The sequence below is a fragment of the Saccharothrix variisporea genome (genome assembly GCF_003634995.1).
Classification (GTDB): Bacteria; Actinomycetota; Actinomycetes; order Mycobacteriales; family Pseudonocardiaceae; genus Actinosynnema; species Actinosynnema variisporeum.
Map to the genome: position 1 here is coordinate 1,476,444 of NZ_RBXR01000001.1, position 25,625 is coordinate 1,502,068.

The following is a 25,625-nucleotide window of genomic DNA, read 5'->3' on the forward strand; positions in this document are numbered from 1 at the left end:
CGTGACCGAACTGTCCGACCACCGCGAGCGGCTGCTGGAGCGCCTGCTCGCCCAGCGCGGTCTGACGGGCCGTGCTCCCGGGGTGCCGCGCCGGCCCGAGGGCGCGGTCGTGCCGTTGACCGGCAACCAGCGCGGGCTGTGGCTGACCGCCCGGCTGGGGCTGGACTCCGGGGCGTACGCGATGTTCGCGGCCCTGCGGGTCGCCGGGGACGTCGACGCCGAGAGGTTGCAGCGGGCCGTGGACGTCGTCGTGGACCGGCACGAAGCCCTCCGCACGCGGATCGTGGACGACGAGGGCACGCCGGCGCAGCAGGTGCTTCCCTCGCTGTCGGTACCGGTCGTGGCGACCGAGCTGGACGGGTCGCTGGAAGAGCTGATCGTGTCCGAGGTGGACACCCCGTTCGACCTGGAGGCCGGTCCGCTGGTCCGGGTCCGGCTGATCCGGGCGCCCGGCACGTCGACGCTGGTCGTGACCGTCCACCACATCGTGTGCGACGACCTGTCCCTGGGGCAGGTCACGCGGGAGATCGGCGACGCCTACGCCGGCGTGCCGCTGGAGCCGGCCGGGGCGCAGTTCCCGGACTACGCGCACTGGCAGTCCGGGCGGCTCGCGGACGGCGAGCGGCAACGCCAGCTCGACCACTGGGCCGACCGGCTCGCGGGCGCGCCCGACGTGCTGGACCTGGCCGCCGACCGGCCGCGCACCCGCAACCGGACGGTCGCCGGCGGCAGCCACCAGTTCGTCGTCCCGGCGGCGCTGACGTCCCGGTTGGCCGAGCTGACCCGCGCGCACGGCTGCACGACCTTCGCCGGGCTGCTGGCCGCGTTCTCCCTGGTCCTGTCCCGCCGGTCCGGCACGGACGACCTGGTCGTCGGCTCGCCGACCACCCACCGGCCGTTCCCCGAGCTGGAGCGGTCCGTGGGCATGTTCGTCACGACGACCGCGCTGCGCATGGACCTGTCCGGCGATCCGACCGTGGCCGAGCTGCTGGCCCGAGCCAAGGCGACCGCGATCGACGCCCTCGACCACGCGGAGGTCAGCTTCGACGAGGTCGCCGCCCGCGTCGCGCCCCGCCGCGACCTGGCGCACCACCCGTTGTTCCAGGTCATGCTGGTGCTCAACCGGGGCGGCGGCGGCCCCGGGCGGTGGGCCGGGCTGCCCGCCGAGCCGCCGGCCGTGGACCGGGGCACCAGCCGGTTCGACCTCACCCTCCACGTCCGGGAGACCGAGGGCGACTGGCCCGCGAACCTCGACTACAGCACGGACCTGTTCGAGCCGGACACCGTGGCCGGCATCGCCCGCCAGCTCCTGACCGTGCTGGAGTCGTGGACCGCCGACCGCCGACTGTCCCAAGTGGACTGGATCACCGACGACGACCGGGCGGCGGCCGAGCGGCTCAACGACCAACCCGCCCCGGAGAGCCAGGACGTGCTGGTCCGCATCGCCGAGCAGGTCGCCGCGCACCCGGACACCACAGCGGTTCTGGAGATCGGCGGTTCCTCCCTGACGTTCGCCGAGCTGGACCGGCGGGCGAACAAGCTGGCGCACGTCCTCGCGGACCTCGGTGTCCGGCCGGAGGTCCCGGTCGGCCTCGCGCTCAAGGCCGGCACGGACGCGTTGGTGGCGCTGCTGGCCATCCTCAAGGCCGGTGGCGCGTACGTGCCGCTCGACCCGGCGCACCCACCCGCCCGGCTGGCCGGCCTGCTCGCCGACTGCGGCGCGCCCGTGGTCGTCACCGCCCCCGGCACGCGCGACCGGTTCGGCGACTACCGCGGGGTCGTGCTGGACACCGCCGACGACGCCTTCACCGGGGAGGCCGCCGAACCGCCGAACGTCGAGGCACATCGGCAAAGGTCGGCGTACGTGATCTACACGTCCGGCTCGACGGGCGTGCCCAAGGGCGTGCAGGTCCAGCACGACACGCTGGCCAACCTCACCCGGGCGTTCGTCGAGCTGCACGAGTTCGGGCCGGGCGACCGGGTGCTGATGATCCCGCCGCTGAGCTTCGACGCGTCCGCGGGTGACGTGTTCCCGGCGTGGTGCGCCGGCGCGGCGGTGGTCGTGCACCCCGAGCCCGCCGCGATCGGAGGCCCGGACCTGCTGCGGCTGTGCGCCGAGCACGGCCTGACCGCCGTGGACGCCCCGGCCGCGCTGTGGAAGCGGTGGGTGGCCGACCTGGAGGGCGTGACCGACACCGGCAGCCCGTTGCGGGTCATGACGATCGGCGGCGAGGCCGTGCCGCCGGCGACCGTCGCCCAGTGGGCCGCCGCGACCGGGGTCGTGCTGGTCAACCACTACGGGCCGACCGAGACCACGGTGTGCGCGACGGCGTACCGGACCGCGGACGCGTCGGAAGTGACCGCGTCCACGCTGCCCATCGGCCGGCCGCTACCGGGGGTCCGCGCGTACGTGCTGGACCGGGACCTGCGGCCGGTCGCGGTGGGCGTGCCCGGTCAGCTCCACATCGGCGGCCACGCGCCGGCCCGGGGCTACTGGGGCGACCCGGCGCGCACGGCGTCGGCGTACCTGCCGGACCCGGCGGTGCCGGGCGGCCGGATGTACGCGACCGGCGACCTGGTGCGGCTGCTGCCGGACGGGACGCTGGAGTTCCTGGGCCGCGCGGACGACCAGGTCAAGCTGCGCGGGCACCGGATCGAGCCCGGCGAGGTGCGGGCCGCCCTGCTCGCGCACCCCCGGCTGGTCGAGGCGGCGGTGGCGGTGCGGTCGGACACCCTGGTCGCCTACGTCGTGCCGCGTCCCGGGGAGACCGCGCCGGAGCTGGACGAGCTGCGGGCGTTCTGCGCCGAGCGCCTGCCCGAGGCCATGCTGCCCGGCGCGCGGGTCGTGCTGGACGAACTCCCGCTCACCGCGCACGGCAAGGTGGACGTGCGCAGGCTGCCCGAGCCCGTGGCGGTGACCAAGCCCTACGAGCCGCCGCACACGGCCGTCGAACGGGTGCTCGCGGAGATCTGGTCGGAGGTGCTGGACGCGCCCCTCGTCGGCCGGCACGACTCGTTCTTCGGCCTGGGCGGGCACTCGCTGATCGCGGCGGCGGTGCTGGCCAAGGTCCGGTCGCTGCTGGGCGTCACCGTGCCGCTGCGGGCGTTGTTCGCCACCGCCGACCTCGCCGAACTGGCCGAGGTGGTGGAGAGCGCCGCCGCGTCGGACCACACGTTCGCCAACCGGTACTCGTCGGGGCTGCCCAGCGTCGAGCAGATGTGGCGGGACGCCACCCCGCCCGACGACGTCGTCCCGCACGGCCCGGTCGTGACCGGTGCGCCGCAGCGGGTCCTGCTGACCGGCGCGACCGGGTTCCTCGGCGCGCACCTGCTGGCCGAACTGCTCGGCCGGACCGACGCGGAGGTGCACTGCCTGGTCCGGGCGGAGACGCCGGCGGTCGCGTCCGCGCGCCTGCGCGCGAACCTGCGCCGGGCGCACCTGGACGTGCCCGAGGAGGTGCTGGCGCGGGTCGTGCCGGTCGTGGGTGACATGTCGAAACCGTTGCTGGGCTTGGAGTCACGCGAGTTCGACGCGTTGGCCGAGAGCATGGACGCCGTCTACCACAACGGCGCGGTGATGAACTTCGTGCTGACCTACCAGTGGATGATGCCGCCGCACGTGGGCAGCACCGTGGACGTCCTGCGCCTGGCCACCCGGTACCGCACCAAGCCGCTGCACCTGATGTCCACGCTCGGCGTGTTCCTCGGCACGTCCTACGACCGGCAGGTGGTCACCGAGACCGACCGGCCGGAGGACCCCGTGGGCCTGGACACCGGCTACCACACCACCAAGTGGGTGGCCGACATGATGGCCGTGCTGGCCCGCGACCGCGGTGTCCCGGTGTCGATCCACCGGATCGCCGCGATCGTCGGCGACGTGCGGACCGGCACGGCCAAGACCGAGTCCTACCTGAGCCGCCAGATCGCGACCTGCGCCCACACGGGGGCCGTGCCGCGCACCGAGGACGTGATCGACATGCTGCCGGTGGACCGGCTCGCCGCCGCCATCGCCGGGCTGTCCACCCGCCCCGACCTGGTCGGCCGGGACTTCCACTACTACCGCGCGGACGGGTTGCGCTACACCGACCTGGGCGAGGTGCTGACCGCCAAGGGCTACCCGACCAGGGCCCTGGACTACGCCGACTGGCGGGCGCTGATGCTGGAGAGCCCGGACAGCGCGTTCGGCCCGCTGGCGTTCGGCCTGGCCACCACCCGCCGGGCGCACCCGGTGTTCGACTGCTCGGCCACCTGGGCGGCGGCGGCGCGGTGCGGGGTGGAGTTCCCGCCCGCCGACGCCGAGATGATCGGCCGCCACATCGACTTCCTCGCCGCCGCGGGCGTCCTGCCGGAAAGGTCCTGACATGCCCCTGCACCTCGAACCGGGCGACGGCCCGCCGTCCTTCGTGGACCTCATCGCCACGGCGGGGTACCGCGCGATGGCGGCGGCCCTGCGCCTGGGCGTCTTCGCCGCCCTGTCCGGTGATCCGCTGACCTCGAAAGAGCTGGCGGCGGCCCTGGGCACCGACCCGCGCGGCACGGGCCTGCTGGCCGAGGCGCTGGTCGCGTTCGGCTACCTGGAACGGGCCGGCGAGCGGTACAGCAACACCGCGCCGACGCAGAAGTGGTTGTCCGGCACCGGGTACAGCGAGGTGGACCGGTTCTGGGCGAGCGTGCTGTTCGAGTCCTGGGACGGCCTGGAGGACTCGATCCGCACCGGCACCCCGGCCCTGGACTTCTACGGCTGGCTGTCCGCCCGGCCCGAGACGCTCCAGCGGTTCCAGCGGATGCTGTCCGGGCACGCCGACAGCATCGCGCCGGAGGTCGCCACGCACGTGCCGGTCGGCGCCACCCTGCTGGACGTGGGCGGCGGCCACGCCAAGTACGCGATCCGCCTGTGCACGGCCCACCCGGAGCTGCGCGCGACCGTCATCGACCTGCCCGAGGCGTTGGCGGTCGGCGCGGAGGCCGTCGCGGCGGCGGGGCTGACCGACCGGATCACCCTGCGTCCGGGCGACTACGACGAGCTCGACCTGGGCGCGGACTTCGACACCGTGCTGCTGTTCAACGTGGTCCACGGCCGGACGGCGTCCGCCAACCGGGCCCTGCTGGACCGGGTGGCCGCCGCCCTGCGCCCCGGCGGGTCGGTGGTGCTGCTGGAGCACGACGAGCACAGCGAGGACCGGGCGAGCGACGCGTTCGCCCGGGTGTTCAGCCTCAACCTGTTCCACGGCCAGGGCGGGCAGGTCTACGCGGCGGAGGAGATCACGTCGTGGCTCACGGCGGCGGGCTTGACCGACCCGACCACCCACCCGCTGCGCACGTCACCGGGCCAGTCCCTGATCATGGCCCGCCGCCCTTGACCCGGCCGCCGCGGACAGGCAGGGTGGGAGCGCTCCCACCACCGAAAGCGGAACACCGTGCAGAGCCAGACCAAACGGCACCTGTCCCCCGAGGACCTCGACGCCTTGACGCGCGGGTCCCTCGGCGTCGGGTGCCGCCTGGAGACCGAGCTGACCGACGGCTGGTTCAACACCGCCTACCGGGTGCGGCTGCACGACGGTCGTGCCGCCGTCGTCAAGGTCGCCCCGCCGGCCGACACGCCGGTCCTGCGGTACGAGCGCGGCATCATGGCGACCGAGGCCATGGTCTACCGGAGGGTCGCGGCGCTGCCCGGTGTCCCGAGTCCCGAACTGCTCCACGCGGGTAAGGACTTCCTCGTCATCTCGGTGCTGGAGGGCGTGCCGTGGGACAAGGCCGACCTCCCCGAGGACACCCAGCGGGCCTTGCGCCGTGAACTGGGCGCGATCACCGCCCGACTGCACACCCTGGCCCCGGAGGACGGCCGCTTCGGCTACCCGGCGGCGGAGTCCGCGCTGTCGGCCCCGGACTGGCGGACGGCGTTCACCGCCATGGTGGAGGCCCTGCTGGCGGACGCCGAGCGCTGGGGGTCGCCGCTGGGCGTGACGCCGGAGGAAGTCCGGGCGCTGGTGGCCGCGGGCGGGTACGCGCTGGACGAGGTCACCGAGCCCCGGCTGGTCCACTTCGACCTGTGGCCGGGCAACATCTTCGTGGACGTGCCCCCGGACGGCACCGCGCGGATCACCGGGCTCATCGACCACGAGCGCGCGTTCTGGGGCGATCCGGCGGCCGAGCTGGTGTCCCTGGCCTTCGGCGGCGACGCCGGCCCGGACAGCGACCTGTTCGCCGGGTACGCCGAGGCCGGCGGCACGCTCGACCACTCCCCCGCCTTCCGGCACCGGCTCGCCCTCTACCACCTCTACCTGGGCCTGCTGCTGGTCATCGAGTGCGGCCCGCGCGGCTTCGGCCCCGACCACGTCGAGTTCTGCCGCGGCCTGCTGGCCCGTCACGTCGACGAGCTGCGGACCTGGTCCCGCACCTCGGTCAGCGGCCGGAACCCTGCCGACCGGTAGGTGGCGACGGCGCCGACGTTGGCGCTGGGCGTGCACACGATCGCGCTGGACGAGCCCAGTTCGCGCAATGCCGCCGCAGCGGCCACGGTGATCGCCTTGCCGTGGCCGTGACCGCGGTGGTCGCGGTGCACGCCCATCGGCTCCAGCAACCCGGGCCTGCCCGGACCCGCCGACCACACCGTCACCGCCGCCACCGCGTCGTCCCCGTCGTAGGCGACCAGGCACCGCGCGTCGGCGTAGGCCACGCCGGCTGCCATCAGGAGCCAGGCCTCCTCCGAGAACGTCGACCCGTCGAACGCCGACCGGTGCACGGCCACCCGCTCGGCGACCCGCTCCGGCCCGACGACCTCGATCCGCACGCCCGGGTCCTCGACCGGGTCGGTGAGGTCGCGGCGCAGGGGCGTCCACGGCTCGCCGGCGGTCCAGCCCGCCTCGGACAGGTGGTCCTCCAGGAGCAGCCCGACCGGGGACTCGACCGCCACCTCCCCCGCCGGCAGCACGCCCCGGTCCGGTTCGGTGATGTCCTCGCTCATCCGCCGCGCCAACTCGTCGTCCTGCCAGACGTCGGGCGCGGCCGTCAGCCGCAGGAGCGTCGGGCCGTCCAGCAAGCCGACCGCGAGCACCCGGCCGCCCCGGCTCCACGTCCGCACCGCTCCCGTCCGCGCCCCGAACCGCCGGTACCAGCCCACGTCACCGGGGTGCAGCTGCATCGGCGCGCCTTCGGCCTGCCACTCCCGCAGCACGCCCACGACCTGGTCGAGGTCGTCCGGAGTGCCCACCACGATCGCCATCCCGCGATCACACACCACGGCCTCGGCGGACCGCACCCGAATTCAGAGCGGGATCGACTGGGCGAAGTGGAAGACGTCGTCCGGGTCGTAGCGGCGCTTCACCGCCCTGAGCCGGTCGGCGTGGTGGCCGTAGTAGGCGGTCAGCCAGTCGGGCAGGGCCGGGTCCGGGAAGTTCGGGTAGACCCCGCCGGTGCCCCAGGGGTGGACGAGGTCCCAGCTCTCGGCCAGCCACGCCAGGACTTCCCCGCCCCGCCGGGCCGCGCCGCCGGGGCCGACCAGGACGGTGTGCTTGACCAGGAAGTGCGGGCCGCGGTGGGCGAAAGCGGTGTCGGTCGCCCGGCGGTAGGCGCCGCCCCACGGGGTGAAGGAGATCTCGCGCAGCTCGCCCATCTGCCGGTTCGACGTGAAGTGGCGCAGCAAGGCGGCGATGGCGTTGTCGGGCAGTGGCCGGTCGAAGAACTCGGTCTTGGCGGTGGACATCCCCGGCCGGTCGTGGACGAGCGGGATCCTCGTCGGGTCGAGGGCCGCCGCCGAGTACGGGGTGGCGTGCAGGCGGGCCGCGTCGAAGGCGGACAGCTCCACCACTTCCGCCGCGGTCGGTTCCAGCGGGACGGCTGGGACACGAGGGGCGGCGCCGAGCAGCAGGGCCACCGGGTCCTCCTCCGGGAACTGCGGGCACATCAGGACCAGCTCGGCCGCGACGGCGTCGGCGGCGAACGGGGCCCATTCCTGCCACCACCGGATCAGCTCCGGAGCCCGGTGCCACGGCCACTCCAGGCGGAAGTGGGTGCGCGGGGTGGTGGCGAAGGTGCGGAAGGTCGCTCTGGTGACCACGCCGAAGTTGCCGCCGCCGGCACCGCGCAAGGCCCACAGCAGTTCGGGTTCGTCGTCGGTGTGCACGACCCGGCCGTCCGCCAGCACGACCTCGGCCGACAGCAGGGCGTCGCACGTCAGCCCGTGCAGCCGCCCGTGGCTGCCGAACCCGCCGCCCAACGCCGCTCCCACCAACCCGACCGACGGGCACGAGCCGGACGGCACCACACGGGCGTCAAGAGCAGCCGCCACCTCACCTACCCGCACGCCCGCGCCGACCGTGACCGTCGTCGTGTCGGGCTTGATGTCGTTGTTCGGGGTCAGGTCGATCAGGAGGCCGGTGGTGCTGGAGTGGCAGGCGTTGCTGTGGCCGCCGCCCCGGATCGCGAACGGCATGTCGTGCGACCGTGCCCACGCCAGGGCGTCCACCACGGCGTCGGTGTCGGGGCAGAGGGCGATGGCGTGCGGGAGGACTTCGACCGGGCGGCCGATGAACTGGCTGCGGGACAACGCGTAGCGGGGGTCGGACGGGCGCACGAGGTCAGGCATCGGCGTACATCCGGGCTTGCAGCTCGTACAGGTCCGCGTACCGGCCGCCCAGGGCCAGCAGCTCGGCGTGCGTGCCCTGCTCGACCAGCTTCCCCTCGTGCAGCAGCAGGATGCGGTCGGCGTGCCGGACGCTGGCCAGGCGGTGGGTGATCAGCACGACGGTCCGGTCCGCCGCCAACGCCCGCAACGACTCGTACACGGCGAACTCGGCCTTGGCGTCCAGCGGGGCGGTCGGCTCGTCCCAGATCAGCAGGGGCGCGTCCCGGAACAGGCCGCGGGCCACCGCCAGGCGCTGCCACTGCCCGCCGGACAGCTCCACGCCGCCCCGGAACTGCTTGGACAGCAACGTCTCCCACCCGGCGGGCAGGCCGTCCACCACCTCGTCGGCACCGGCCTGGCTCGCGGCCTGCTTGACCGCCACGCCGTCCGGGTCGGGCCGGTCGTGCCGACCCACGCGCACGTTCACGCGGGCGGTGTGCGGCCAGCGGACGGGGTCCTGCAACACCATCATCACCTGCGATGCCACGCTCGACCGGTCGGCCGACGCGATGTCGTGCTCGCCCCACAGCACGCGGCCCGAGGTGGGCGCGTAGAGACCGGCGATGAGCTTGGCCAACGTCGTCTTGCCCGACCCGTTCTCACCGACCAGGGCCACCGTCTCGCCGGGTTCGACGGTCAGCGTGACGCCGTCGAGCGCGAGTCGGGTGCTGTCGGGGTAGCGGAAGGTCACGTCGTGCAGGGACACCCGGCCGGGGTCCAGGTCGATCGTGGTCGGCTGTGGCGGTTGGGCGGCCGACGCCAGGAACTCCTGGTAGTCCGCGATGTACAGGCCCTGCTCCACGAGCTGGTTGGCCGCCAGCACCAGCCGGTTCAACGCGGTCGTGGCCACCCGGATCGCGATCACCGCCGTGCCCGCGACGGCCAGCGGCACCCACTCGTACCGGACCAGCAGGCCCAGCACCACGTACGTCACCGCCAGGCCGAGCCCGGCCAGCGCCCGCCCGACCCCGCGCACCCGGGCCTGCGCGGTGGCCAGCCGGACGTCCTCGTCCCGCAGCGGGTCCGCCGCCAGCCGGTACTCGTCCAGCACGAACGGCTCCGCCTGGTAGGCCCGGATCTCGGCGGCCGGCTCCCGTTCGGTGGCCAGGTCGGACACCATCTGCACCCGCCGGTCCAGCACGACCGTGCGCCCCACGCTCGCGTACGCCAGCCGCGCCGCCCGCTGCACGGCCCAGCCGTCCGGCAGCACCGCGAGCAGCAGCACCGGCAGCAGCACGGGGTGCAGGACGGCCAGGCTGCCCGCGGCGGCGGCGATCCCGATCAGCGAGCCGACCAGCTCGACCAGGTTGTCCGCCGCGCGTTCGAGGAAGAACAGGCCCCGGTCGCGGGCGCGGTGCATCCGGTCGTAGAAACGGGCGTCGTCGAACGCGGCCAGGTCCGCGCCCAGGCTCGCCGCGTACAGGCGTTCCTCGGCCAGCCGCCGCACGGACGGCGTGACGCGGGCGTGGGCGAGCGCGACACCGACGTCCATCGCGCCGCGCAGCCCGAACGCGCCGGCCACCAGCAGCAGGTTCGGCAACGCGGCGACCACCCGGTCGGTCGTCGGGCCGCCGGCGAGCAGGTCGGTCAGCACGCCCGTGGTGGCGAACAGGCCGAACGCCGCCGCGAGCCCCGACACGACCTGCATGACCGCGACCGCCAGCGCCGCACCGGGTGCCGCGTGGCGGATGGTCTTGAGCACCGGCCAGGTCGCCGCCGGGACGTCCCTCAGGCTGCGCCGGGTGGCCGACGAGTCGTCCAGCTGCCAGTGCGGGGTGACCAGGTTGCCGTCACGGGGATCGGTCATCGCACCTCGCCTTGCAGCAGCACGGAGGGCAGGTCGCAGTCCGGGTGCATGCGCAGCAGCTGGTAGGCCACCCCGCCCGAGCCGGACATGATGCTGGGCGAGTACACCTCGCGCGCCAGGCCCGTGGTGACGCCGTTGGCCTCCAGGCTGCCCAGCACGGTCGCGTCGAGGGTCGCGCGGTCGAGCCCGTCCGGGGCGACGCCGTGGTCCGAGGCGGTGGTGAGCAGTTCCCAGACGCCGGTGTCGCCGTGGCACAGGGTGTGCGTCCAGCCCAGGCCGTCCCGGTACGCCGAGAACGCCGCGCGCCGCAGCACGTCCTCGCCCGCCAGGGCCGGGACGTCGGCCGCCGCGAGGCCCACGCCGACCGCGCCGTGACACCAGGCCGCGGCGATGGTGTCCGGTTCGCGCGGGTCCATCCAGGCTTGTCTCCCGGGGCTGTACCAGGTCTCCTCGAACCTCGCCGCACCCTCGACCAACGCAGCGAACCGCTGTTCTCCCGTGGCCGTACCGAGTTTCGCCAGCGCCCACCCGATACCCGTGGCCCCGTGGGCGAACCCGCCGATGCCGCCGGGCCAGTTCGGTGCGGGCCAGCGGACGACTCCGTCGGCGCGGACGGCGTCTTGTGCCAGTTTGTCGCCTGCGGTGAGCGCCAGGTCGGTCCAGGTCCGGTCGCCGGTGCGGGCGGCCAGCGCGAGGAGTGGCACGATCGCGCCGGCGGTGCCGACCACGAGGTCCGGGCCTTCGCTTGCCGTTAACGAGTCGGGGAGTTGGCGGGCCAGGAAAAGGGCGTCTTCCACGCAGTCCAGGCCTAGGCGGTCGAGGGTGAGCCAGCACCAGATCTGGGAGCCCAACCCGATGTAACCACCGGCCGGGTCGGGTCGGCGGCGGGTGTGTTCGGCTTGGGCCGCCCACCACTTCTGCGTCAGCCGGGCCGTGCGGACGGTGGCTTGCACCAGGTCCGCCACGCCTTCGACGGCGTCTGCGCGCCCCGCTCGGACTTCGTGCTCATACCCGGCCAGGAGCACCGCCACGCCCAGGGTTCCGCCGTACAGGTCGGGGGTCAGGGGTGTGGTCTGCCAGCCGGAGCGGTCGAGGATGGGCGCGAACCACGTGGCTGTGGCGTCGCTGCCGCGCACGGCTTCCGCCGACAACTCGGCCATCAGGTCAGCGGCCAGCCTGCGCCTTCGGGTGTCTGCATCGGAGGTGTCGGGTGTGCCGGACGACATGCGGCTCAGGTCTGGTTCCGCCCCCTGGTTCAGGTAGGCGCTGACCAGGGCGGCGTGCGTGACCCGGCGTTCCAGCGCGAAGTCCGCCGTGCGCCAGTTGTGCAACGCCAACGCCACCTGGTCCACGCGCGGACCGCACACCAGGCCGCCCGGGGTGTGCAGCCACCCCTCGGCCGGGGTCGTGGTGAACACCGGGATGTCCCCCACCAGCAGCTCCGCGACCTCCGCCGCGTGCACGTCCGGGTCGCCCGGCCCGCGCGTGTTGATCGAGTGGCGGGCCAGCAGCGCGCGGGCCTTGTTCTCGGCGGCCTCCTGGTTGTGCAGACCGGCCGGGTGCCAGAGCATGCGGGCCAGCTCGGTGTAGGACTCGGTGTCCCGGACGATCACGCGGACCACGCAGTCGGCGAACCTCGCCAGCAGCGGCTCCAGGCGGCCCTCGGCGTCCAGCGCGCTGATGCGGGCGGCCATCTCGTCGAACCCGGCGACCACGCCCGGCCAGTGGTGCGCCAGGCGCGGGTGCGGGCTGGGCAGGTTGCGCGTCGGCGGCGGTTGCGAGGGCACGATCGCCACGCGGGCGGTGTCGGTGCCCGCGCCGACCAGGTCGGGCAGGCCGATGTCGGGCTGCTCGCCGGGCAGGCCGCCCATCGCGGACCCGTCCACGCCGCGCCACCCCAGGCCCGCGCCCCGGCCGGGCAGCAGGCCGGTGCGCAGCACGGTCCCGTTGAGCTGCTCGGCGACCTTGTCGGTGGCCTCGCCCGCGCCGGTCGGCGGGTGCGGTGGTCGGGGCGTGAAGACGCTCTCGCAGTCCACGACGACCGGCACGGGGCCGCACGCGATGATGTTCTCCGCGTGCAGGTCCGTGCCCGCGACCAGGCGCATGACCGCCAGCCAGTGCCCGAGGTTGCGGTAGAAGGCGTCCAGTTCGGTGTCGGTGGCGCAGTAGCGGTGGGCCACGTGCTCGGCCCAGCCGTAGCCGTCGAGGACGAGCGCGCCGGGCACGCGGATCGGGTGCTCGTCGCCGGCGGTGAGCACGGCCAGCAGCTCGGCCAGGCGCTGGTCCACCCGCATCGGCCGGGGCTTGTAGACGACGGTGCCGCCGGTGCAGTGCACGAGGGTCACGGTGTGGCCGCCGTGGTGGCTGTCGCCCGCGCCGAACTCGACCTTCACCAGCTCGCCGGCGTCGGTGCCGAGCAGCTCGGCCAGGCGGTGGCGGTCGGCGGCGAAGCGGTGCGCCATCAGGTGGATCGCGTCGACCCGGTTGTCGACCGTGGTGCGCAGGCGGGACACCAGGTTCGGGTAGTGGCGGGTCAGGTCGTCCCAGAACGCCGGTTGTGCGGCGGTGTCCAGGAACTCCGTCCAGCGGCCCGCCGGGTCCGGTGCGGTGAGCCTGCCGGTCACGCGGGCGGCGTTGAGCTCCAGCACCAGCACGCGGACGACCTTGCGCCGCACCACGTCCAGCAGGACGTCACGGGTGGCGGACAGCACGGCGTCCGCCTCGGCGGCGCCGAGGTCGGCGACCTCGGCCAGGCAGCGGGCCAACCGGTCCGACGCGGGACCGATCAGCCAGTCCAGGGTTCGGTCGAGTGCGCCGACCTCGTCACCGGTCATGTCCGGTCAGCAGCAGTACACCGGACGGGACGCCGTGCACGACGAACAGCGGCTGCCGGGCGGGTTGCACGCCACGATGTCACCCTCGGCGAACTCCCCGTTGGCGAACAGCGGGCCGGCCGGGTTGTCGACGTCGTCCAGCCCCGCGCGCCAGCGGGCCACCAGTTCCTCGGCGCTTTCGAGCAGTGCGGTGGTCATCCGAACTCCTTCCGTGGACAGGAGCGGCGAGTGTAGAAATGGGATGCACACGGCAGCGCACACGCGGAAGCAGCGCCCCGGCGGTCAGTCACGCCCCGCCCCGGCGTCGCGCCCGTCGCGGCGGACCGACTCGTACAGCGACGTCGTGGCGGCACTGGGCTCGACGCCGAGCTCCGCGTCCAGCACCTGGACCAACCTCCCGTACACCGCAAGGGCTTCACTGCGCCGACCGGACGCCGCCAACGCGCCCACCAAGAGCCGCCACAGCCGTTCCCGCAGCGGGTGTTCGACCACCAGACCGGCCAGCGCGGCGACCAGGTCGGCGTGGAACCCCAGCGCCAGCCGGACTTCCGCGAGGTCTTCGATGGCGCACAGCCGCTGTTCCTCCAGCACCGTCACGTCCGGCCGCACGACGTCCGGAACCGGCGCACCCGCCATCACCGGACCGCGCCACAACACCACCGCCCGCTCCAACGAGTGCGCGGCGGCGGCGTCCTCGCCGTGGGCGCGCAGCTCACGCCCTTCCCGCACCAGGCGTTGGAACCGCGTCACGTCCACAGCGTCGGGAGCGGCGGCCAGCACGTACCCGTCACGGGAAGTCACGATGCACGGGCCGCCCGGCGCGAGGTCGGCCAGCAGTCGCCGCAACTCGGCCAGGTGCGAGCGGACGTTCGCGGCGGCCGACGCGGGCGGCTTCCCCGGCCACAGCGCGTCGATCACCCACTCCAGCGGCAACGCCCGGTTGGCCCGGATCGCCAGCACCCCCAACAGGATGCGCACCATCCGCCGCGCGGGGTGCCGCGTGACACCACGACCGCGCACCGCGGGCCGACCCAACACCAGGACCGCCATCGCCCCACCCCTCGCCGAACCGCTCAGGTCCACCAGGATTGGCGACGAACCGGCGGTTGTGCCGCGCGGCGGACCCGGCGGTCCGGCGAGACTGCGTATTCGCGAAGTGGTAAGGGTTTTCGCGCCTTTTCGGTGCAGCGGGGCGTGTCCGGCCGGTCACTCAGCGGCGCGTGGACCGACCCGGTCGACCAGCAGTTGGCCCGGCCACTCGCCGACCAGGAAGGTCTGCACGGGCTGGAAACCGTTGCGCTTGTAGTACTCCACCAGCCGGCCGTCCCCGCCCGCGTAGCAGTCGACGCGGACCAGGTCGATGCCCTGCTGCCGGGCCTGCTCGCGGGCGTGGTCGAGCAGCGCGCTGCCGACTCCCTTGCCGGTGTGCTTGCGGGAGGTCACCAGCAACCTGATGTACAGCTCCGGCTCCTCGACTTGCGGCACGTACTCCATGGGCCGCTCGGAGTGCGTGAGCGCACCGGCGGGCTCACCGTCGACCTCCGCGATCCACACGGTCTCGTCCCGCAGCTTCTCGGTGATCTTGCGGACGCGCTCCGGGTTCGTCGACCACGGTTCGGTGCCCCACTGCCCGGTGCGCCCCTCCGAACCCAGCCACTCCACCGCGCCGTCCAGCATCGCCATCACCGACGGCAGGTCGTCCAAGCCACCCCGACGGATCTCCACGCTCGTCCCCCTAGTTCACCCGGTCGGTCCGTATTGCGACTCTACGTCGAGTCACCGCAGGCCCAACACGCACTCGTGCCCGGTCCACAGTGGATGGAGTGCCAACCCCGCACCCGACATGCGCCCGCGACCTCTGAACGCCTTGGCGACGAAAGCCACCCTGTAGCGCGCCTTAATCCGCGTGAAGATCTTTTCACTTTACCTTACGCGTTGCACGAGGCACCGTTTCACGGCGTCGGCAACACCGCGGAAGAACAGGACACATCCGAGTGACCAGAGCGACTGTGAGCGTCTCTCCTCTCGCGCGCCTGCGCGCGGACGCCGTAGTGGTGGGAGTGACCCGGGGACCGCACGGCCCGGCGCTCGCCCCCGGGGCCGAGGCGCTGGTCGAGGCGTTCGACGGCTCGCCGGCCGCCGTCCTGGGCGCGCTCGGCATGACGGGTGCCGAGGGCGAGGTGGCCAAGCTGGTCGCCCCCCGTGGCATCGAGGCCGGGCTCCTCCTCGCGGTCGGTCTCGGCGACTGCGACCCTGACGACTGCGACCCCGACGACCGCGCCCCTGACGACCGCGCCCCTGACGGCTGCGCCGCCGAAGTCCTGCGGCGGGCCGCGGGGGTGGCCGCCCGATCCCTGGCCGGCGTCGGAAAAGCGGTCCTCGCGCTGCCGGTCGGGACGGCCGAGGCCGCGGAAGCCGTGGCACTGGGCGGCCTCCTCGGCGCGTACGCGTTCACCGCCTACCGCACCGGCGACCGGGGCAAGCCGCCGGTCGGTGAGCTGGTGCTCCCCACCACCCCCGAACGCCGGGCGGACACCGACGCCGCCGTGCGGCGGGCGACCGTGGTCGCGCAGGAGGTCAACCGCTCGCGCGACCTGGTCAACATGCCGGCGAACGACCTGTGCCCCGACACCTTCGCCGCCACCGTCCGGGCGGTCGGCGAGCAGCACGGGCTCCGGGTGGAGGTGCTCGACGAGACCGCGCTCGCCGAGGGCGGGTTCGGCGGCATCCTCGGGGTGGGCAGGGGTTCGGCCAACCCGCCCCGGCTGGTGAGGGTCGCCCACGTCCACCCCGGGGCGATGACCGGTCTCGCCTTGGTCGGCAAGGGCATCACCTACGACTCCGGCGGCATCTCGCTGAAACCCGTGGGCGCCAACGAGATCATGAAGCGCGACATGTCGGGCGCCGCCGCCGTGTTCGCCGCGGTGGTGGCCGTCTCCCGGCTCGGGTTGCCGGTGAACGTCACGGGCTGGCTGGCGCTGGCGGAGAACATGCCGTCCGGTTCGGCCCTGCGCCCCGGTGACGTGCTCAGGATGTACGGCGGCAAGACCGTCGAGGTGCTCAACACCGACGCCGAAGGTCGGCTCGTGCTCGCCGACGCGATCGTGCGCGCGACCGAGGAGGAGCCGGACTTCCTGGTCGACGTGGCCACGCTGACCGCCGCGATGAGGATGGCCCTGGGCGACCGCGTCTTCGGCGTGATGTCCGACGACGACCACTTCCGCGCGCGGGTCCTGGACGCCGCCGGGCAGGCCGGTGAGCAAGCGTGGCCCATGCCGTTGCCCGCGCACCTGCGCAAGGGCTTGGACTCCCCGATCGCCGACATCGCCAACACGGGCGAGCGGATGGGCGGCGGCCTCACGGCCGCGCTGTTCCTGCGGGAGTTCGTGCCGAAGGGCACCGCCTGGGCGCACCTGGACATCGCCGGACCGGCCTTCCACGAGGGCGAACCGCACGGCTACACGCCCCGAGGCGGCACGGGGTCCGCCGTCCGAACCCTCGTCCGGCTGGCGGAGGACATCGCCGCCACGACAACACCGGCCGGATCGGAGACGCGCCCGATGACCCCTGTCGCCCAGGTGATCGCCCCCGCGGCGCCGACGCCGTTCGGCCACTACGCGCAGGCCACCACCACCCCTGACGGCACCGTCCACGTGTCCGCGCAGCTGCCCGTCGGCGGTGGGGTCACCCCCGGTTCCCCCGTCGCCGAGCAGGCGCGTCAGGCGCTGGCCAACGTCGTGACCATCGTCGAGTCCGCCGGCGGCAGTGCCCGCTCCATCGCCAAGGTCACCCTCTACGTGGTGGACATCGCCGAGTGGGACGCGGTCGACGCCGTCTTCGCCGAGGTCTTCGGCGAGCACCGGCCGGCGCGGGCCGTGCTCCAGGTGGCCGGGCTCCACCACGGGTTCGGGGTGGCCGCGGACGCCGTCGCCTGGCGGACCCGATGAGGACCCTCTACCAGGTCGACTCCTTCACCGTCACCCCGTTCACCGGCAACCCGGCGGGCGTGGTGCTGGACGCGACGGGCCTGACCGACGCCGACATGCTCGCGGTCGCGCGCGAGCTGAACAACTCGGAGACGGCGTTCGTGCTGCCCGCGGACGCCGCCGACCACGACGTGCGGGTCCGCTTCTTCACCCCGACTGTCGAGGTCCCGACCTGCGGCCACGCCACCGTGGCGGCGCACTTCGCGCGGGCGGTCGAGTACGGGCTGCCCTCGTGCTCGCTGGTGCAGAAGACCGGCGGCGGGCTGCTCCAACGGGTCGAGGTCCACCGCGACGGCGACCGGGTGCGGATCGGCATGCACCAGGGCACCGCCACCTTCGGACCGGAGCTGACCGGCGGGCAGGTGGACCGGCTGCTGCGAGCCTTGGGCGCCACGCCCGCCGACCTCGCGGACGGCGGTCCGGTCCAGGTCGTGTCGACGGGGCACGCCAAGGTGCTGGTGGAGCTCCGCGACCACACCACCGTGGACGCGCTGAGGCCGGACCCGGTCGGGCTGACCGCGCTCAGCCGCGAGGTGGACACCAACGGCTTCTTCGTCTTCACCCGAGCCACCCTCGAGCCGGACGTGCTCACGTGGGCGCGGATGTTCGCTCCCGCCATCGGCATCGCCGAAGACCCAGTGACCGGCAACGGCCACGGGCCGCTCGGTGCTTACCTGGTGCGGCACGGCATGGTGCCCGCGCCGGGCGGAACCCTCTCCTTCACCGGGCGCCAGGGAGCCGCGATGGGCCGTAGGGGCGAGGTGCGCGTGCGCGTGGACGTCCAGCCGGACGACACGCTGTCGGTGTCCATCAGCGGTGACGCGACCACGGCCTTCCGCGCCGAGTTGACCATCTGAACAGGACAACTGTCCTGAGTGGATGGTGGTTGCGGCGGCGGACCGAGCGCCCACTGCATCAGCCGCTCCCGGTCGGCCGAACACCGACCCCACGGCGGTCCACAGTGGACTGCTCGGGTGCGGCCACCTGCGGCAGGTCGTGGTGCAGGCGGTCGCGCTTGGCGCGCAGGTAGGCGATGTTGTGCGGGTTCGGGGGGATCAGGAGCGGGACGCGGGCGGTGACCCGGATGCCGTGGTGTTCCAGGGCCGCGACCTTGTCCGGGTTGTTGGACATCAGGCGGACCGACTGCACCCGGAGGTGGTGCAGGACCCGGGCGGCCGGGGTGTAGTCGCGCGTGTCCACCGGGAGGCCCAGGGTGGTGGCCGAGTCGAGGGTGTCCAGACCCTTCTCGTCTTGGAGGACGTGGGTCCTGACCTTCTCCACCAGGCCGATCCCGCGGCCCTCGTGGCCCCGCAGGTAGACCAGGACGCCGCTGCCCTCCCGGACGATGGCGTCCAGTGCGGCGTCCAGCTGTTCGCCGCACTCGCAGCGCATGGCGCCGAAGATGTCACCGGTCATGCACTCGGAGTGGACGCGGACCAGGACGTGTTCGCGCATCCTGGTCCTGCCGTGCACCAGGGCCATGTGCTCGTGGCCGTCGGCGCGGAAGGCCACGGCGCGGAACGTCCCCCGACGGGTCACCAGGTCGGACTCGGCGACGTCCTCGTCGCGGAAGGCGTGCTCGTACATCCGGTCCCTTCGTCATTACGCTCGGGCGGTGGTTGCACCGTAACTCGCACACCCGGTGGAGGTCACCCTGTTCAGCATCACCGTCCGCGACCACGTGATGGTCGCCCACAGCTTCCGCGGCGAGGTGTTCGGTCCGGCGCAACGCCTGCACGGAGCAACGTTCGTGGTGGACGCGAAGTTCACACGCCTTGATCTCGACTCGGACAACATCGTCGTCGACATCGGACTGGCCACCCGCGAGCTGGGCGCCGTGCTGGCCGAGCTGAACTACCGGAACCTGGACGACGTGCCCGAGTTCGCCGGGGTCAACACCTCGACGGAGTTCCTCGCCAAGCACATCGCCGACCGGCTCGCCGACCGCGTCCACGACGGCGCGCTGGGGCCGGGCGCGCTCGGCCTGAGCGGCATCGAGGTGACCCTGCACGAGTCGCACGTGGCCTGGGCGAGTTACGAGCGGTCGCTGTGACCTGGTGGTTCGTGGTGCCCGCCGGCGTCGCCGACCCCGCCGCACCCAGCGGCGGCAACGGCTACGACCGGCGGGTTTCCGCAGGTCTGGGCGCGCGGGACGTGCTCGTGGCGGGGACTTGGCCACAGCCGTCCGAGGCGTCCCGGCGTGCGTTGGACCAGGCGTTGGCACAGGTGCCGGACGGCGAGGTGGTGCTGGTCGACGGGCTGGTGGCGTGCGGGGTGCCCGAGGTCGTCCTGCCGCACGCCCGCAGGGTGCGGGTGGCGGTGTTGGTGCACCTCCCCCTGGCGGAGGAGGTGGGGCTGTCGCCTGCCGTCGCTGCCCGGTTGGACGCGGCCGAGCGGGAGTGCCTGCGCGGGGTGTCGGCGGTGATCGCGACCGGTGCCGGGGCGGCGGCGCGAGTGGCCGAGCGGCACGGGCTGGGGCGGGTGCACAGCGTGCCGCCGGGCGTGGAGCCGGCGGCGGTCGCGAGCGGGACCGACGGGGTGTCGAGGCTGCTCACCGTGGCGTCGGTTACGCCGCGCAAGGGGCATGACGTGCTGGCTCGGGCGTTGGCGACCGTGCTGGACCACCGGTGGGTGTGGGCGGTGGTCGGGCCGACGCCCGACGCGGGGCACCTGGCCGCGGTGAGGGAGTTGACCTCGGGGTTCGCCGAGCGGGTCGAGTGGGTCGGGCCGCTGGTGGGGGGCTCGTGGGAACGGGAGTACGAGCGGGCGGACCTGTTCGTGCTGCCGTCGTGGGCCGAGACGTACGGGATGGTGGTGACCGAGGCGCTGGCGCGTGCGGTGCCGGTCATGGCCAGTGCCGTGCCGGACGCGCTGGCGGGTGGTGGGCTGCTGCTGCCCAGCGGGGACGTGGAGGCGTGGTCGGGGGCCTTGCGCCGGTGGTTCGAGTCGCCTGAGCTGCGGGAGGAGTTGCGCGGGGCGGCGTCGCGGCGGCGGGGCGAGTTGTCCACTTGGGACGAAACGGTCAAGGGTGTGGGGGCGGTGCTGGCTAGTCTGCGCGCATGACGGGATTCGCGCCGGAATGGCTGGCACTGCGGGAAGACGCCGACGCCGAGGCGCGGTCGGGTGAGCTGGCGGACCGGGCTCGGGATCTGCTCGCGGTGAACCGGGAGCCCCTCGTCATCCGTGACCTGGGGTGTGGCACGGGATCGATGGGACGGTGGCTGTCCGCGCGGCTGGGTGGTCCGCAGCACTGGGTGCTGCACGACCGCGACCCGCGCCTGCTGGAACTGGCGGGCGCGTCCTTGAGCGGGGTGACGGTCGGGACGAGCGGGGTGACGGTCGAGACGCGACTGGGCGACCTGACGGCGCTGGGTGCCGCCGACCTGGCGGGCGCGTCGCTGGTCACGGCGTCGGCGTTGTTGGACCTGCTGACCCGCGACCAGGTGAACTCCTTGGCCGCCGCCTGCGTAGAAGCGGGTGTGCCCGCGTTGTTCACGCTGTCGGTGGCCGGTCGGGTCGAACTGGACCCGGCCGACCCGCTCGACGCGCGCTTGCAGGACGCCTTCAACGCCCACCAGCGGCGGGACGGGCTCCTGGGGCCGGACGCGCCGGCGGTGGCGGTCGAGGCGTTCGAGGGGCTGGGCGCACGGGTGGAGACCCGGCCCAGCCCGTGGCGGCTGCGGCCGGGGGCGTTGGTCCGGGAGTGGATGCGCGGGTGGGTGGAGGCGGCGTGCGAGCAGGAGCCCGGGTTGGCCGGGGAAGCGGACGGGTACCTGCGGCGGCGGGAGTCGGCGCGGGCGGTGGTGCACCACGTGGACCTGTTGGCCGTGCCCTGACGGCGGTCCTGCGGGTCGGGTTGCCCGTGGGGGTGTTGGTGGCGCTCGGCGTGAAGCTCGGGGCCGGCGCGTTCGTCGACGGTGTTCGGGCCGTGTCGTGGTGGGCGGTCGTGGTGGCGCTGGTCATCGGCGGGGTGACGACCGTGTTCAGCGCGCTGCGGTGGTGCGAGGTGGCGCGCGGGATGGGGATGGCGATCGGGGTTCGCGGAGCGGTCGCCGACTACTACCGGGGGCTGCTGCTCAACGCGGTGCTGCCGGCCGGGGTGCTCGGGGACGTCCACCGGGCGGTGCGGCACGGGCGGGACGTCGGGGACGTTCGGCGGGGTCTGCGGGCCGTGGTGGTGGAACGGGTCGCCGGGCAGGTCGTGCTGGTCGTGGTGACCGTCGTCGCGGTGGTGGTGTGGCCGGTGGACGTGCCGGGGATGCCGGGACGGGACGTGCTGCTGGCCGCGTTGGGGGTGGTGCTGCTCGGGGTCGCCGTGTGGGGACGGGCGGTGCTGTCCTGGCGGGTGGTGGCGTTTTCGCTGGTCACGGTCGGTGGGCATGTCGGGATGTTGCTCGTGGCGGCGCGGGTGGCGGGCGTGTCCGCATCGGTTGGGGAGCTGGTGCCGTTGGCGCTGCTCGCGCTGGTGGTGATGGCGGTCCCGGTGAACGTGGGCGGGTTCGGGCCGCGGGAGGCGTTCCTGGCGGTGGCGTTCGGGGCGACCGGGCTGGGCGCGGCGCTCGGGGTGACCACGGCGGTGGTGTACGGGGTGCTGGCGTTCGTGGCGAGCCTGCCCGGGGTCGTCGTGCTGCTACAGCGTCGCCAGGTGCCGGCCGAACCCGGTGACCAGCGCCGCGAGCAGGTCCCGGCCCTTGTCGGCTGACGCGCGGGACGGCCGGCCGACCACGCCCGACGCGGTGTAGGGGGCCAGGCCGGTGGTCAGCAGGTGCCGGCGGTCGTCGGCCACGTGGTCGGCGGTCTCGTAGCCGGGGCGCACGACCTCGGGGTGGGCGTGCAGCAGGATCGACGTCTCGATCTCGCCGGCGTGCATGTCGGTGGTCGACGGGGTCTCGATGCCGGCCGCCGCGCGGGCCTCCGCCCAGTCCGCCGAGGTCGGGTAGAGCGCCATCCGAGGGGATTCCTGCACCACGTTGGACAGGACGTAGTTGCCGCCGTGGGCGTTGACGACCACGAGAGGGATCCCGTGCAGCGACTCGGCGATGTCCGTGATCACGGAGTAGAGGGTGCGCGCGGAGATGCTGACCGTGCCGGGCCAGGCCGCGTGCTCGTGGGAGCAGGAGATGGTGATCGGCGGCAGGAGCCGCACCGGGTACGCGTCGGCGATGGCCTGCGCGATGGTGCACGCGATGATCGTGTCGGTGGCCAGCGGCAGGTGCGGGCCGTGCTGCTCGAAGCTGCCCACCGGGAGCACCGCGACCGCCGCGCCGCGCTCCCGGACGTCCTCGGTCGTCGCCAGGGTGATCATGCGTCGGCACCGTACCGAACGCGGTGGCACAGCGCGGGCAGCCGCGTGAGCACGTCCGGCAGCTCGGCGAAGCCGCTCTCCCCCGAGATCAGCGCGTCGAAGCGGTCGTCGGCGAGCAGGTCCAGGGCCAGGGCCATGCGCTCGGCGAACGTGCGGTCCGGGCGGGCGACGGTGCCGACCTGGCTGGCGCGCACGGTCAGCCGGCGGGAGTGGAAGTGCTCCCCCAGCGGCACGGCGACCCGGCGGGAGCCGTACCAGCTCAGTTCGACGACCGTGCCCTCGCGAGCGAGCAGGTTCAGCGCGGTGTCGAGGCCCGCTTCGGAGGCACTGGCGTGGACGACGAGGTCGAGGTCCCGGCGGGCGTCGGCAGGGGTGGCGAAGTCGACGTCCAGGGCGGCGGCGGTGGACGCGCGTTCTTCGTCGGTGTCGATCAGTTGGAGGTCCACGCCGGGGAACCGGGCGAGGAGGGCGGCGACCGCGCAGCCCACCATGCCGCCGCCGACCACCGCGACCCGATCGCCGACCAGCGGGCGGGCGTCCCACAGGGCGTTCACGGCGGTCTCGACGGTGCCGGCGAGCACCGCCCGTTCGGGTGGCACGGTCTGCGGGACCGGGGTCACCGCCGAGGCCGGGACCACGTAGTGCGTCTGGTGCGGGTAGAGGCAGAACACGGGTCGTCCGCGCAGGTGGGAGGGTCCTTGTTCGACCACGCCGACGTTGAGGTACCCGTACTTGACCGGCCACGGGAAGTCGCCCTCCTGGAACGGGGCGCGCATGACCGCGTGCTGGTTCTCGGGCACCCCGCCGTGCAGCACGAGCGCTTCGGTGCCCCGGCTGACCCCGCTGAACAGGGTCCGGACCAGCACGTCGTCGGGGCCGGGGTCGGGTACCCCGGTGAGTCGGATCTCGCTCTTGCCCGGTCCGGTGAACCAAACCGCCCTCGCGGAGCGTGTCATCCAGCAACCTCCGAAAACCGACCGAGGGGCACGATGAGCACACTTCAGCACACCGCCGCGCCGGCCGTCCCGGAACAGGCCGCGTGGGCGGGCGCCCAGGTACTGGTGCTGGCCGGGCTCGGCGGCGCGGTCGGGCTGGGCCCGCTGGGTTGGCTCGCGGGCCTGGCGTACGGGCTGGCCACGTGGGCGCTGCTGGGCTCGGCGATGGCTCGGGGCGGTGTTCGCGCTCTTGGACCGGCCGACCGGGTGACGTTGGCGCGGGGGCTGCTGGTGGGCGGGGTGACCGCGCTGGTGGTCGACCGGGGCGTGCTGGCCGGCGACCGGGTTCAGCTGGGCGGGGTGGTCGCCGACCGGGTGCAACTGGGTGGGGTGGCGGGCGTCGTGGTCGTGCTCGCGGCGGTCGCGTTGGCGTTGGACTTCGTGGACGGGCAGGTGGCACGCCGGACGGGCACCGCGTCCCCGTTGGGCGCCCGGTTCGACATGGAGGTCGACGCGTTCCTGATCCTGGTGCTCAGCGTGCACGCGGCCCTGGTGTTCGGGCCGTGGGCACTGGCCATCGGTGCCATGCGGTACGTGTTCGTGGCGGCGTCCTGGGTGGCGCCGTGGTTGCGCGGGGAGCTGCCGCCGAGCTTCGCGCGCAAGACCGTGGCGGCCGGGCAGGGCGTCCTGCTGGTGGTGGCCGTGGCCGGGTTGCCGTTCGGGTCGGTCCTCGTGGTGGTGGCCCTGGCGGCGCTGGTGTGGTCGTTCGGCCGCGACGTGCGGTGGCTGTGGCGGAACAGGGTTCGCGCGGCGGTGGGTGCCGCGCCGGTGAAGGGATACGCCCGTGTCTGACCAGACCGCCTCGGTGCCGGTGAAGGTGGGCAACATCGTCGTCTGGGCGCTCCAGCTCGCGCTGGCCGCCTACTTCCTCTACAGCGGGTGGCTGCTGTTCGGCGACGACTTCGTGAAGAAGTTCGACGAGATCGGCTTCGGCCAGTGGCTGCGCTACCTGACCGGCACGCTGGAGATCGCCGGTGCGCTGGGCCTGCTCATCCCCCGGCTGTGCGGGTTGGCCGCGCTGGGGTTGTTCGGGGTCATGGTCGGGGCGGTGACGACCGAGCTGTTCCTGCTCGACCACGGGGACGCGAAGCTGCCGGCGTTGTTGGGGCTGGTGGCGCTGGTGATCGCCGTACTGCGGCGGGACACCGTCAAGGCCGTCGTGGCTCAGGTTTTCGGGAAGTAGCGGAGGACGGCGACATCACCGAGCCGGGTGACGTCCTCCAGGTGGAACCGACGCGCGGGACCGCCCGGGAACCGGGCCGGGTGCAGGAACCGCGGCGCGGTGGCCTGGCCGATCAGCATCGGCGCGACCGCCATGCGGATCTCGTCGGCCAGGCCCTCCGCGAGGAAGGCGGTGTGGATGCGGCCACCGCCCTCCACCATCAGCCGCTCGACGCCCCGCGCGCCCAGGTCGTCCAGCAGGCGGCCGAAGTCCACGCGGTGGCCGAGGGTGACGACGGTCGCCAGGTCGCGCAGGGTCGCCTCGGCGAGTCGACGGCCGGTGTCGGTGGTGTAGACGAGCTTGACGCCGCCGTGGTGCCAGAACTGGAGGTCGGCGTCGAGGTCGCCGGACCCGGTGACGGTGACCTTCATCGGGTACTCGGGTTTGGCGTTGGACACCCGGTCCGCCCGGCGCGCGGCGCTGTTGACCAGCAGGCGCGGGTTGTCCCGGCGCAGGGTCTCCGCGCCGACCAGGACCGCGTCGGACTCGGCGCGCAGGCGGTCCACGTGGTCGAAGTCCTCGGCGTTGGACAGCGGGAACCGGTCCGCGCCCCGGTCGTCGATGTAACCGTCGACGCTGACGGCGACGCTGAGCAGCACGTGCGGGCGGGTCACGCGCCCTACCGTAGGCGAGTGCGGGCGGGTCACGCGCCTCGGCGTGGGCGAGTGCTGGCGCGTCGCGCGCGTCAGCGTGGGCGAGTGCTGGCGCGTCGCGCGCGTCAGCGTGGGCGAGTGCGGACGCGTCGCGTGCCTCGGTGCGGACGGGTCACGCGCCTCGGCGTGGCGAGTGCGGGCGAGTGCGGGCGCGTCGCGCGCGTCAGCGTGGGCGAGGTCTGAACCGGGTGCGCCGGTCG

At 73.7% G+C, this 25,625-nt stretch carries 22 protein-coding genes; 11 read left to right on the plus strand and 11 right to left on the minus strand.

The window, feature by feature from the left end; genetic code table 11:
* The first annotated feature begins 1 nt into the window (after window position 1).
* Genes DFJ66_RS06390 through DFJ66_RS06400 form a run of 3 tightly spaced genes read left to right on the plus strand, consistent with a single transcriptional unit; the run spans window position 2 to window position 6,431 of the window.
* The gene (locus DFJ66_RS06390; protein WP_121218856.1) at window positions 2-4,360 is read left to right on the plus strand and encodes a non-ribosomal peptide synthetase family protein; all 4,359 of its coding nucleotides are present in this window, start codon (window positions 2-4) and stop codon (window positions 4,358-4,360) included.
* A gap of 1 nt (window position 4,361) precedes the next feature.
* On the plus strand, window positions 4,362-5,360 hold the full coding sequence (locus tag DFJ66_RS06395; protein WP_121218858.1) for a class I SAM-dependent methyltransferase: 999 nt from the start codon (window positions 4,362-4,364) through the stop codon (window positions 5,358-5,360).
* A gap of 57 nt (window positions 5,361-5,417) precedes the next feature.
* Entirely contained in the window at window positions 5,418-6,431 is a 1,014-nt protein-coding gene (locus tag DFJ66_RS06400) for a phosphotransferase family protein (RefSeq protein ID WP_121218860.1), read from the plus strand.
* Here DFJ66_RS06400 and DFJ66_RS06405 read toward each other — a convergent pair.
* The 7 genes from DFJ66_RS06405 to DFJ66_RS06435 form a co-directional block, all read right to left on the minus strand.
* Window positions 6,365-7,222: a GNAT family N-acetyltransferase gene (locus DFJ66_RS06405; RefSeq protein WP_121218862.1), complete on the minus strand. Its 858-nt coding sequence runs from the start codon at window positions 7,220-7,222 to the stop codon at window positions 6,365-6,367. The genes DFJ66_RS06400 and DFJ66_RS06405 overlap by 67 nt on opposite strands.
* Before the next feature lie 42 nt (window positions 7,223-7,264).
* Window positions 7,265-8,584, minus strand: a complete 1,320-nt coding sequence (locus DFJ66_RS06410; RefSeq protein WP_121218864.1) for an FAD-binding oxidoreductase — start codon at window positions 8,582-8,584, stop codon at window positions 7,265-7,267.
* A complete protein-coding gene (locus tag DFJ66_RS06415; protein WP_121218866.1) occupies window positions 8,577-10,430 on the minus strand; it encodes an ABC transporter ATP-binding protein in 1,854 nt (617 codons plus the stop codon). Before DFJ66_RS06415 ends, DFJ66_RS06410 begins: the two co-directional genes overlap by 8 nt.
* Window positions 10,427-13,264 carry a type 2 lanthipeptide synthetase LanM family protein gene (locus tag DFJ66_RS06420; protein ID WP_121218868.1) on the minus strand — a complete coding sequence of 946 codons (2,838 nt, stop codon included), beginning with the start codon at window positions 13,262-13,264 and terminating at the stop codon, window positions 10,427-10,429. Before DFJ66_RS06420 ends, DFJ66_RS06415 begins: the two co-directional genes overlap by 4 nt.
* A 6-nt stretch (window positions 13,265-13,270) precedes the next feature.
* Window positions 13,271-13,462 (minus strand): DUF6229 family protein, encoded by a 192-nt coding sequence (locus DFJ66_RS06425; RefSeq protein WP_121218870.1) that lies wholly within the window; start codon window positions 13,460-13,462, stop codon window positions 13,271-13,273.
* Between the two features lie 84 nt (window positions 13,463-13,546).
* Entirely contained in the window at window positions 13,547-14,314 is a 768-nt protein-coding gene (locus tag DFJ66_RS06430; protein WP_121218872.1) for an AfsR/SARP family transcriptional regulator, read from the minus strand.
* Between the two features lie 156 nt (window positions 14,315-14,470).
* Window positions 14,471-14,989 (minus strand): GNAT family N-acetyltransferase, encoded by a 519-nt coding sequence (locus DFJ66_RS06435; protein WP_121218874.1) that lies wholly within the window; start codon window positions 14,987-14,989, stop codon window positions 14,471-14,473.
* A gap of 263 nt (window positions 14,990-15,252) precedes the next feature.
* On the opposite strand from DFJ66_RS06435, the gene DFJ66_RS06440 reads away from it, so the two are divergent.
* Together DFJ66_RS06440 and DFJ66_RS06445 are read left to right on the plus strand one after the other, a co-directional pair.
* Window positions 15,253-17,211, plus strand: coding sequence for a leucyl aminopeptidase (locus DFJ66_RS06440; RefSeq protein ID WP_425471109.1), 1,959 nt, complete (start codon window positions 15,253-15,255; stop codon window positions 17,209-17,211).
* Window positions 17,208-18,107: a PhzF family phenazine biosynthesis isomerase gene (locus tag DFJ66_RS06445; protein ID WP_121218879.1), complete on the plus strand. Its 900-nt coding sequence runs from the start codon at window positions 17,208-17,210 to the stop codon at window positions 18,105-18,107. The genes DFJ66_RS06440 and DFJ66_RS06445 overlap by 4 nt, the downstream gene beginning before the upstream one ends.
* 58 nt (window positions 18,108-18,165) lie before the next feature.
* Here the strand turns inward: DFJ66_RS06445 and ribA are convergent, their stop codons facing one another.
* Complete coding sequence (ribA, locus tag DFJ66_RS06450; RefSeq protein ID WP_121218882.1) at window positions 18,166-18,837, minus strand: GTP cyclohydrolase II; 672 nt, start codon at window positions 18,835-18,837, stop codon at window positions 18,166-18,168.
* Window positions 18,838-18,904: 67 nt separating this feature from the next.
* On the opposite strand from ribA, the gene DFJ66_RS06455 reads away from it, so the two are divergent.
* The 4 genes from DFJ66_RS06455 to DFJ66_RS06470 are packed head-to-tail and all read left to right on the plus strand — an operon-like array spanning window position 18,905 to window position 21,952.
* Window positions 18,905-19,303: a 6-pyruvoyl trahydropterin synthase family protein gene (locus DFJ66_RS06455; protein ID WP_121230763.1), complete on the plus strand. Its 399-nt coding sequence runs from the start codon at window positions 18,905-18,907 to the stop codon at window positions 19,301-19,303.
* The gene (locus tag DFJ66_RS06460) at window positions 19,300-20,313 is read left to right on the plus strand and encodes a glycosyltransferase family 4 protein (protein ID WP_121218884.1); all 1,014 of its coding nucleotides are present in this window, start codon (window positions 19,300-19,302) and stop codon (window positions 20,311-20,313) included. Before DFJ66_RS06455 ends, DFJ66_RS06460 begins: the two co-directional genes overlap by 4 nt.
* Window positions 20,310-21,086 carry a methyltransferase domain-containing protein gene (locus DFJ66_RS06465; RefSeq protein ID WP_121218886.1) on the plus strand — a complete coding sequence of 259 codons (777 nt, stop codon included), beginning with the start codon at window positions 20,310-20,312 and terminating at the stop codon, window positions 21,084-21,086. Before DFJ66_RS06460 ends, DFJ66_RS06465 begins: the two co-directional genes overlap by 4 nt.
* 26 nt (window positions 21,087-21,112) lie before the next feature.
* Window positions 21,113-21,952 (plus strand): lysylphosphatidylglycerol synthase domain-containing protein, encoded by an 840-nt coding sequence (locus DFJ66_RS06470; protein WP_246029610.1) that lies wholly within the window; start codon window positions 21,113-21,115, stop codon window positions 21,950-21,952.
* Here DFJ66_RS06470 and DFJ66_RS06475 read toward each other — a convergent pair.
* Together DFJ66_RS06475 and DFJ66_RS06480 are read right to left on the minus strand one after the other, a co-directional pair.
* On the minus strand, window positions 21,881-22,555 hold the full coding sequence (locus DFJ66_RS06475; RefSeq protein ID WP_121218889.1) for a creatininase family protein: 675 nt from the start codon (window positions 22,553-22,555) through the stop codon (window positions 21,881-21,883). The genes DFJ66_RS06470 and DFJ66_RS06475 overlap by 72 nt on opposite strands.
* Window positions 22,552-23,511 (minus strand): zinc-dependent alcohol dehydrogenase, encoded by a 960-nt coding sequence (locus DFJ66_RS06480; protein ID WP_121218891.1) that lies wholly within the window; start codon window positions 23,509-23,511, stop codon window positions 22,552-22,554. Before DFJ66_RS06480 ends, DFJ66_RS06475 begins: the two co-directional genes overlap by 4 nt.
* Before the next feature lie 33 nt (window positions 23,512-23,544).
* Here DFJ66_RS06480 and DFJ66_RS06485 point away from each other — a divergent pair, with 33 nt between their 5' ends.
* Window positions 23,545-24,342, plus strand: a complete 798-nt coding sequence (locus tag DFJ66_RS06485) for a CDP-alcohol phosphatidyltransferase family protein (RefSeq protein ID WP_121218893.1) — start codon at window positions 23,545-23,547, stop codon at window positions 24,340-24,342.
* Entirely contained in the window at window positions 24,335-24,733 is a 399-nt protein-coding gene (locus DFJ66_RS06490; RefSeq protein WP_121218895.1) for a DoxX family protein, read from the plus strand. The genes DFJ66_RS06485 and DFJ66_RS06490 overlap by 8 nt, the downstream gene beginning before the upstream one ends.
* Here the strand turns inward: DFJ66_RS06490 and DFJ66_RS06495 are convergent.
* Window positions 24,715-25,386, minus strand: coding sequence for a RibD family protein (locus DFJ66_RS06495; RefSeq protein ID WP_121218897.1), 672 nt, complete (start codon window positions 25,384-25,386; stop codon window positions 24,715-24,717). The two genes, DFJ66_RS06490 and DFJ66_RS06495, sit on opposite strands and share 19 nt — an antisense overlap.
* Between the last annotated feature and the right edge of the window lie 239 nt (window positions 25,387-25,625).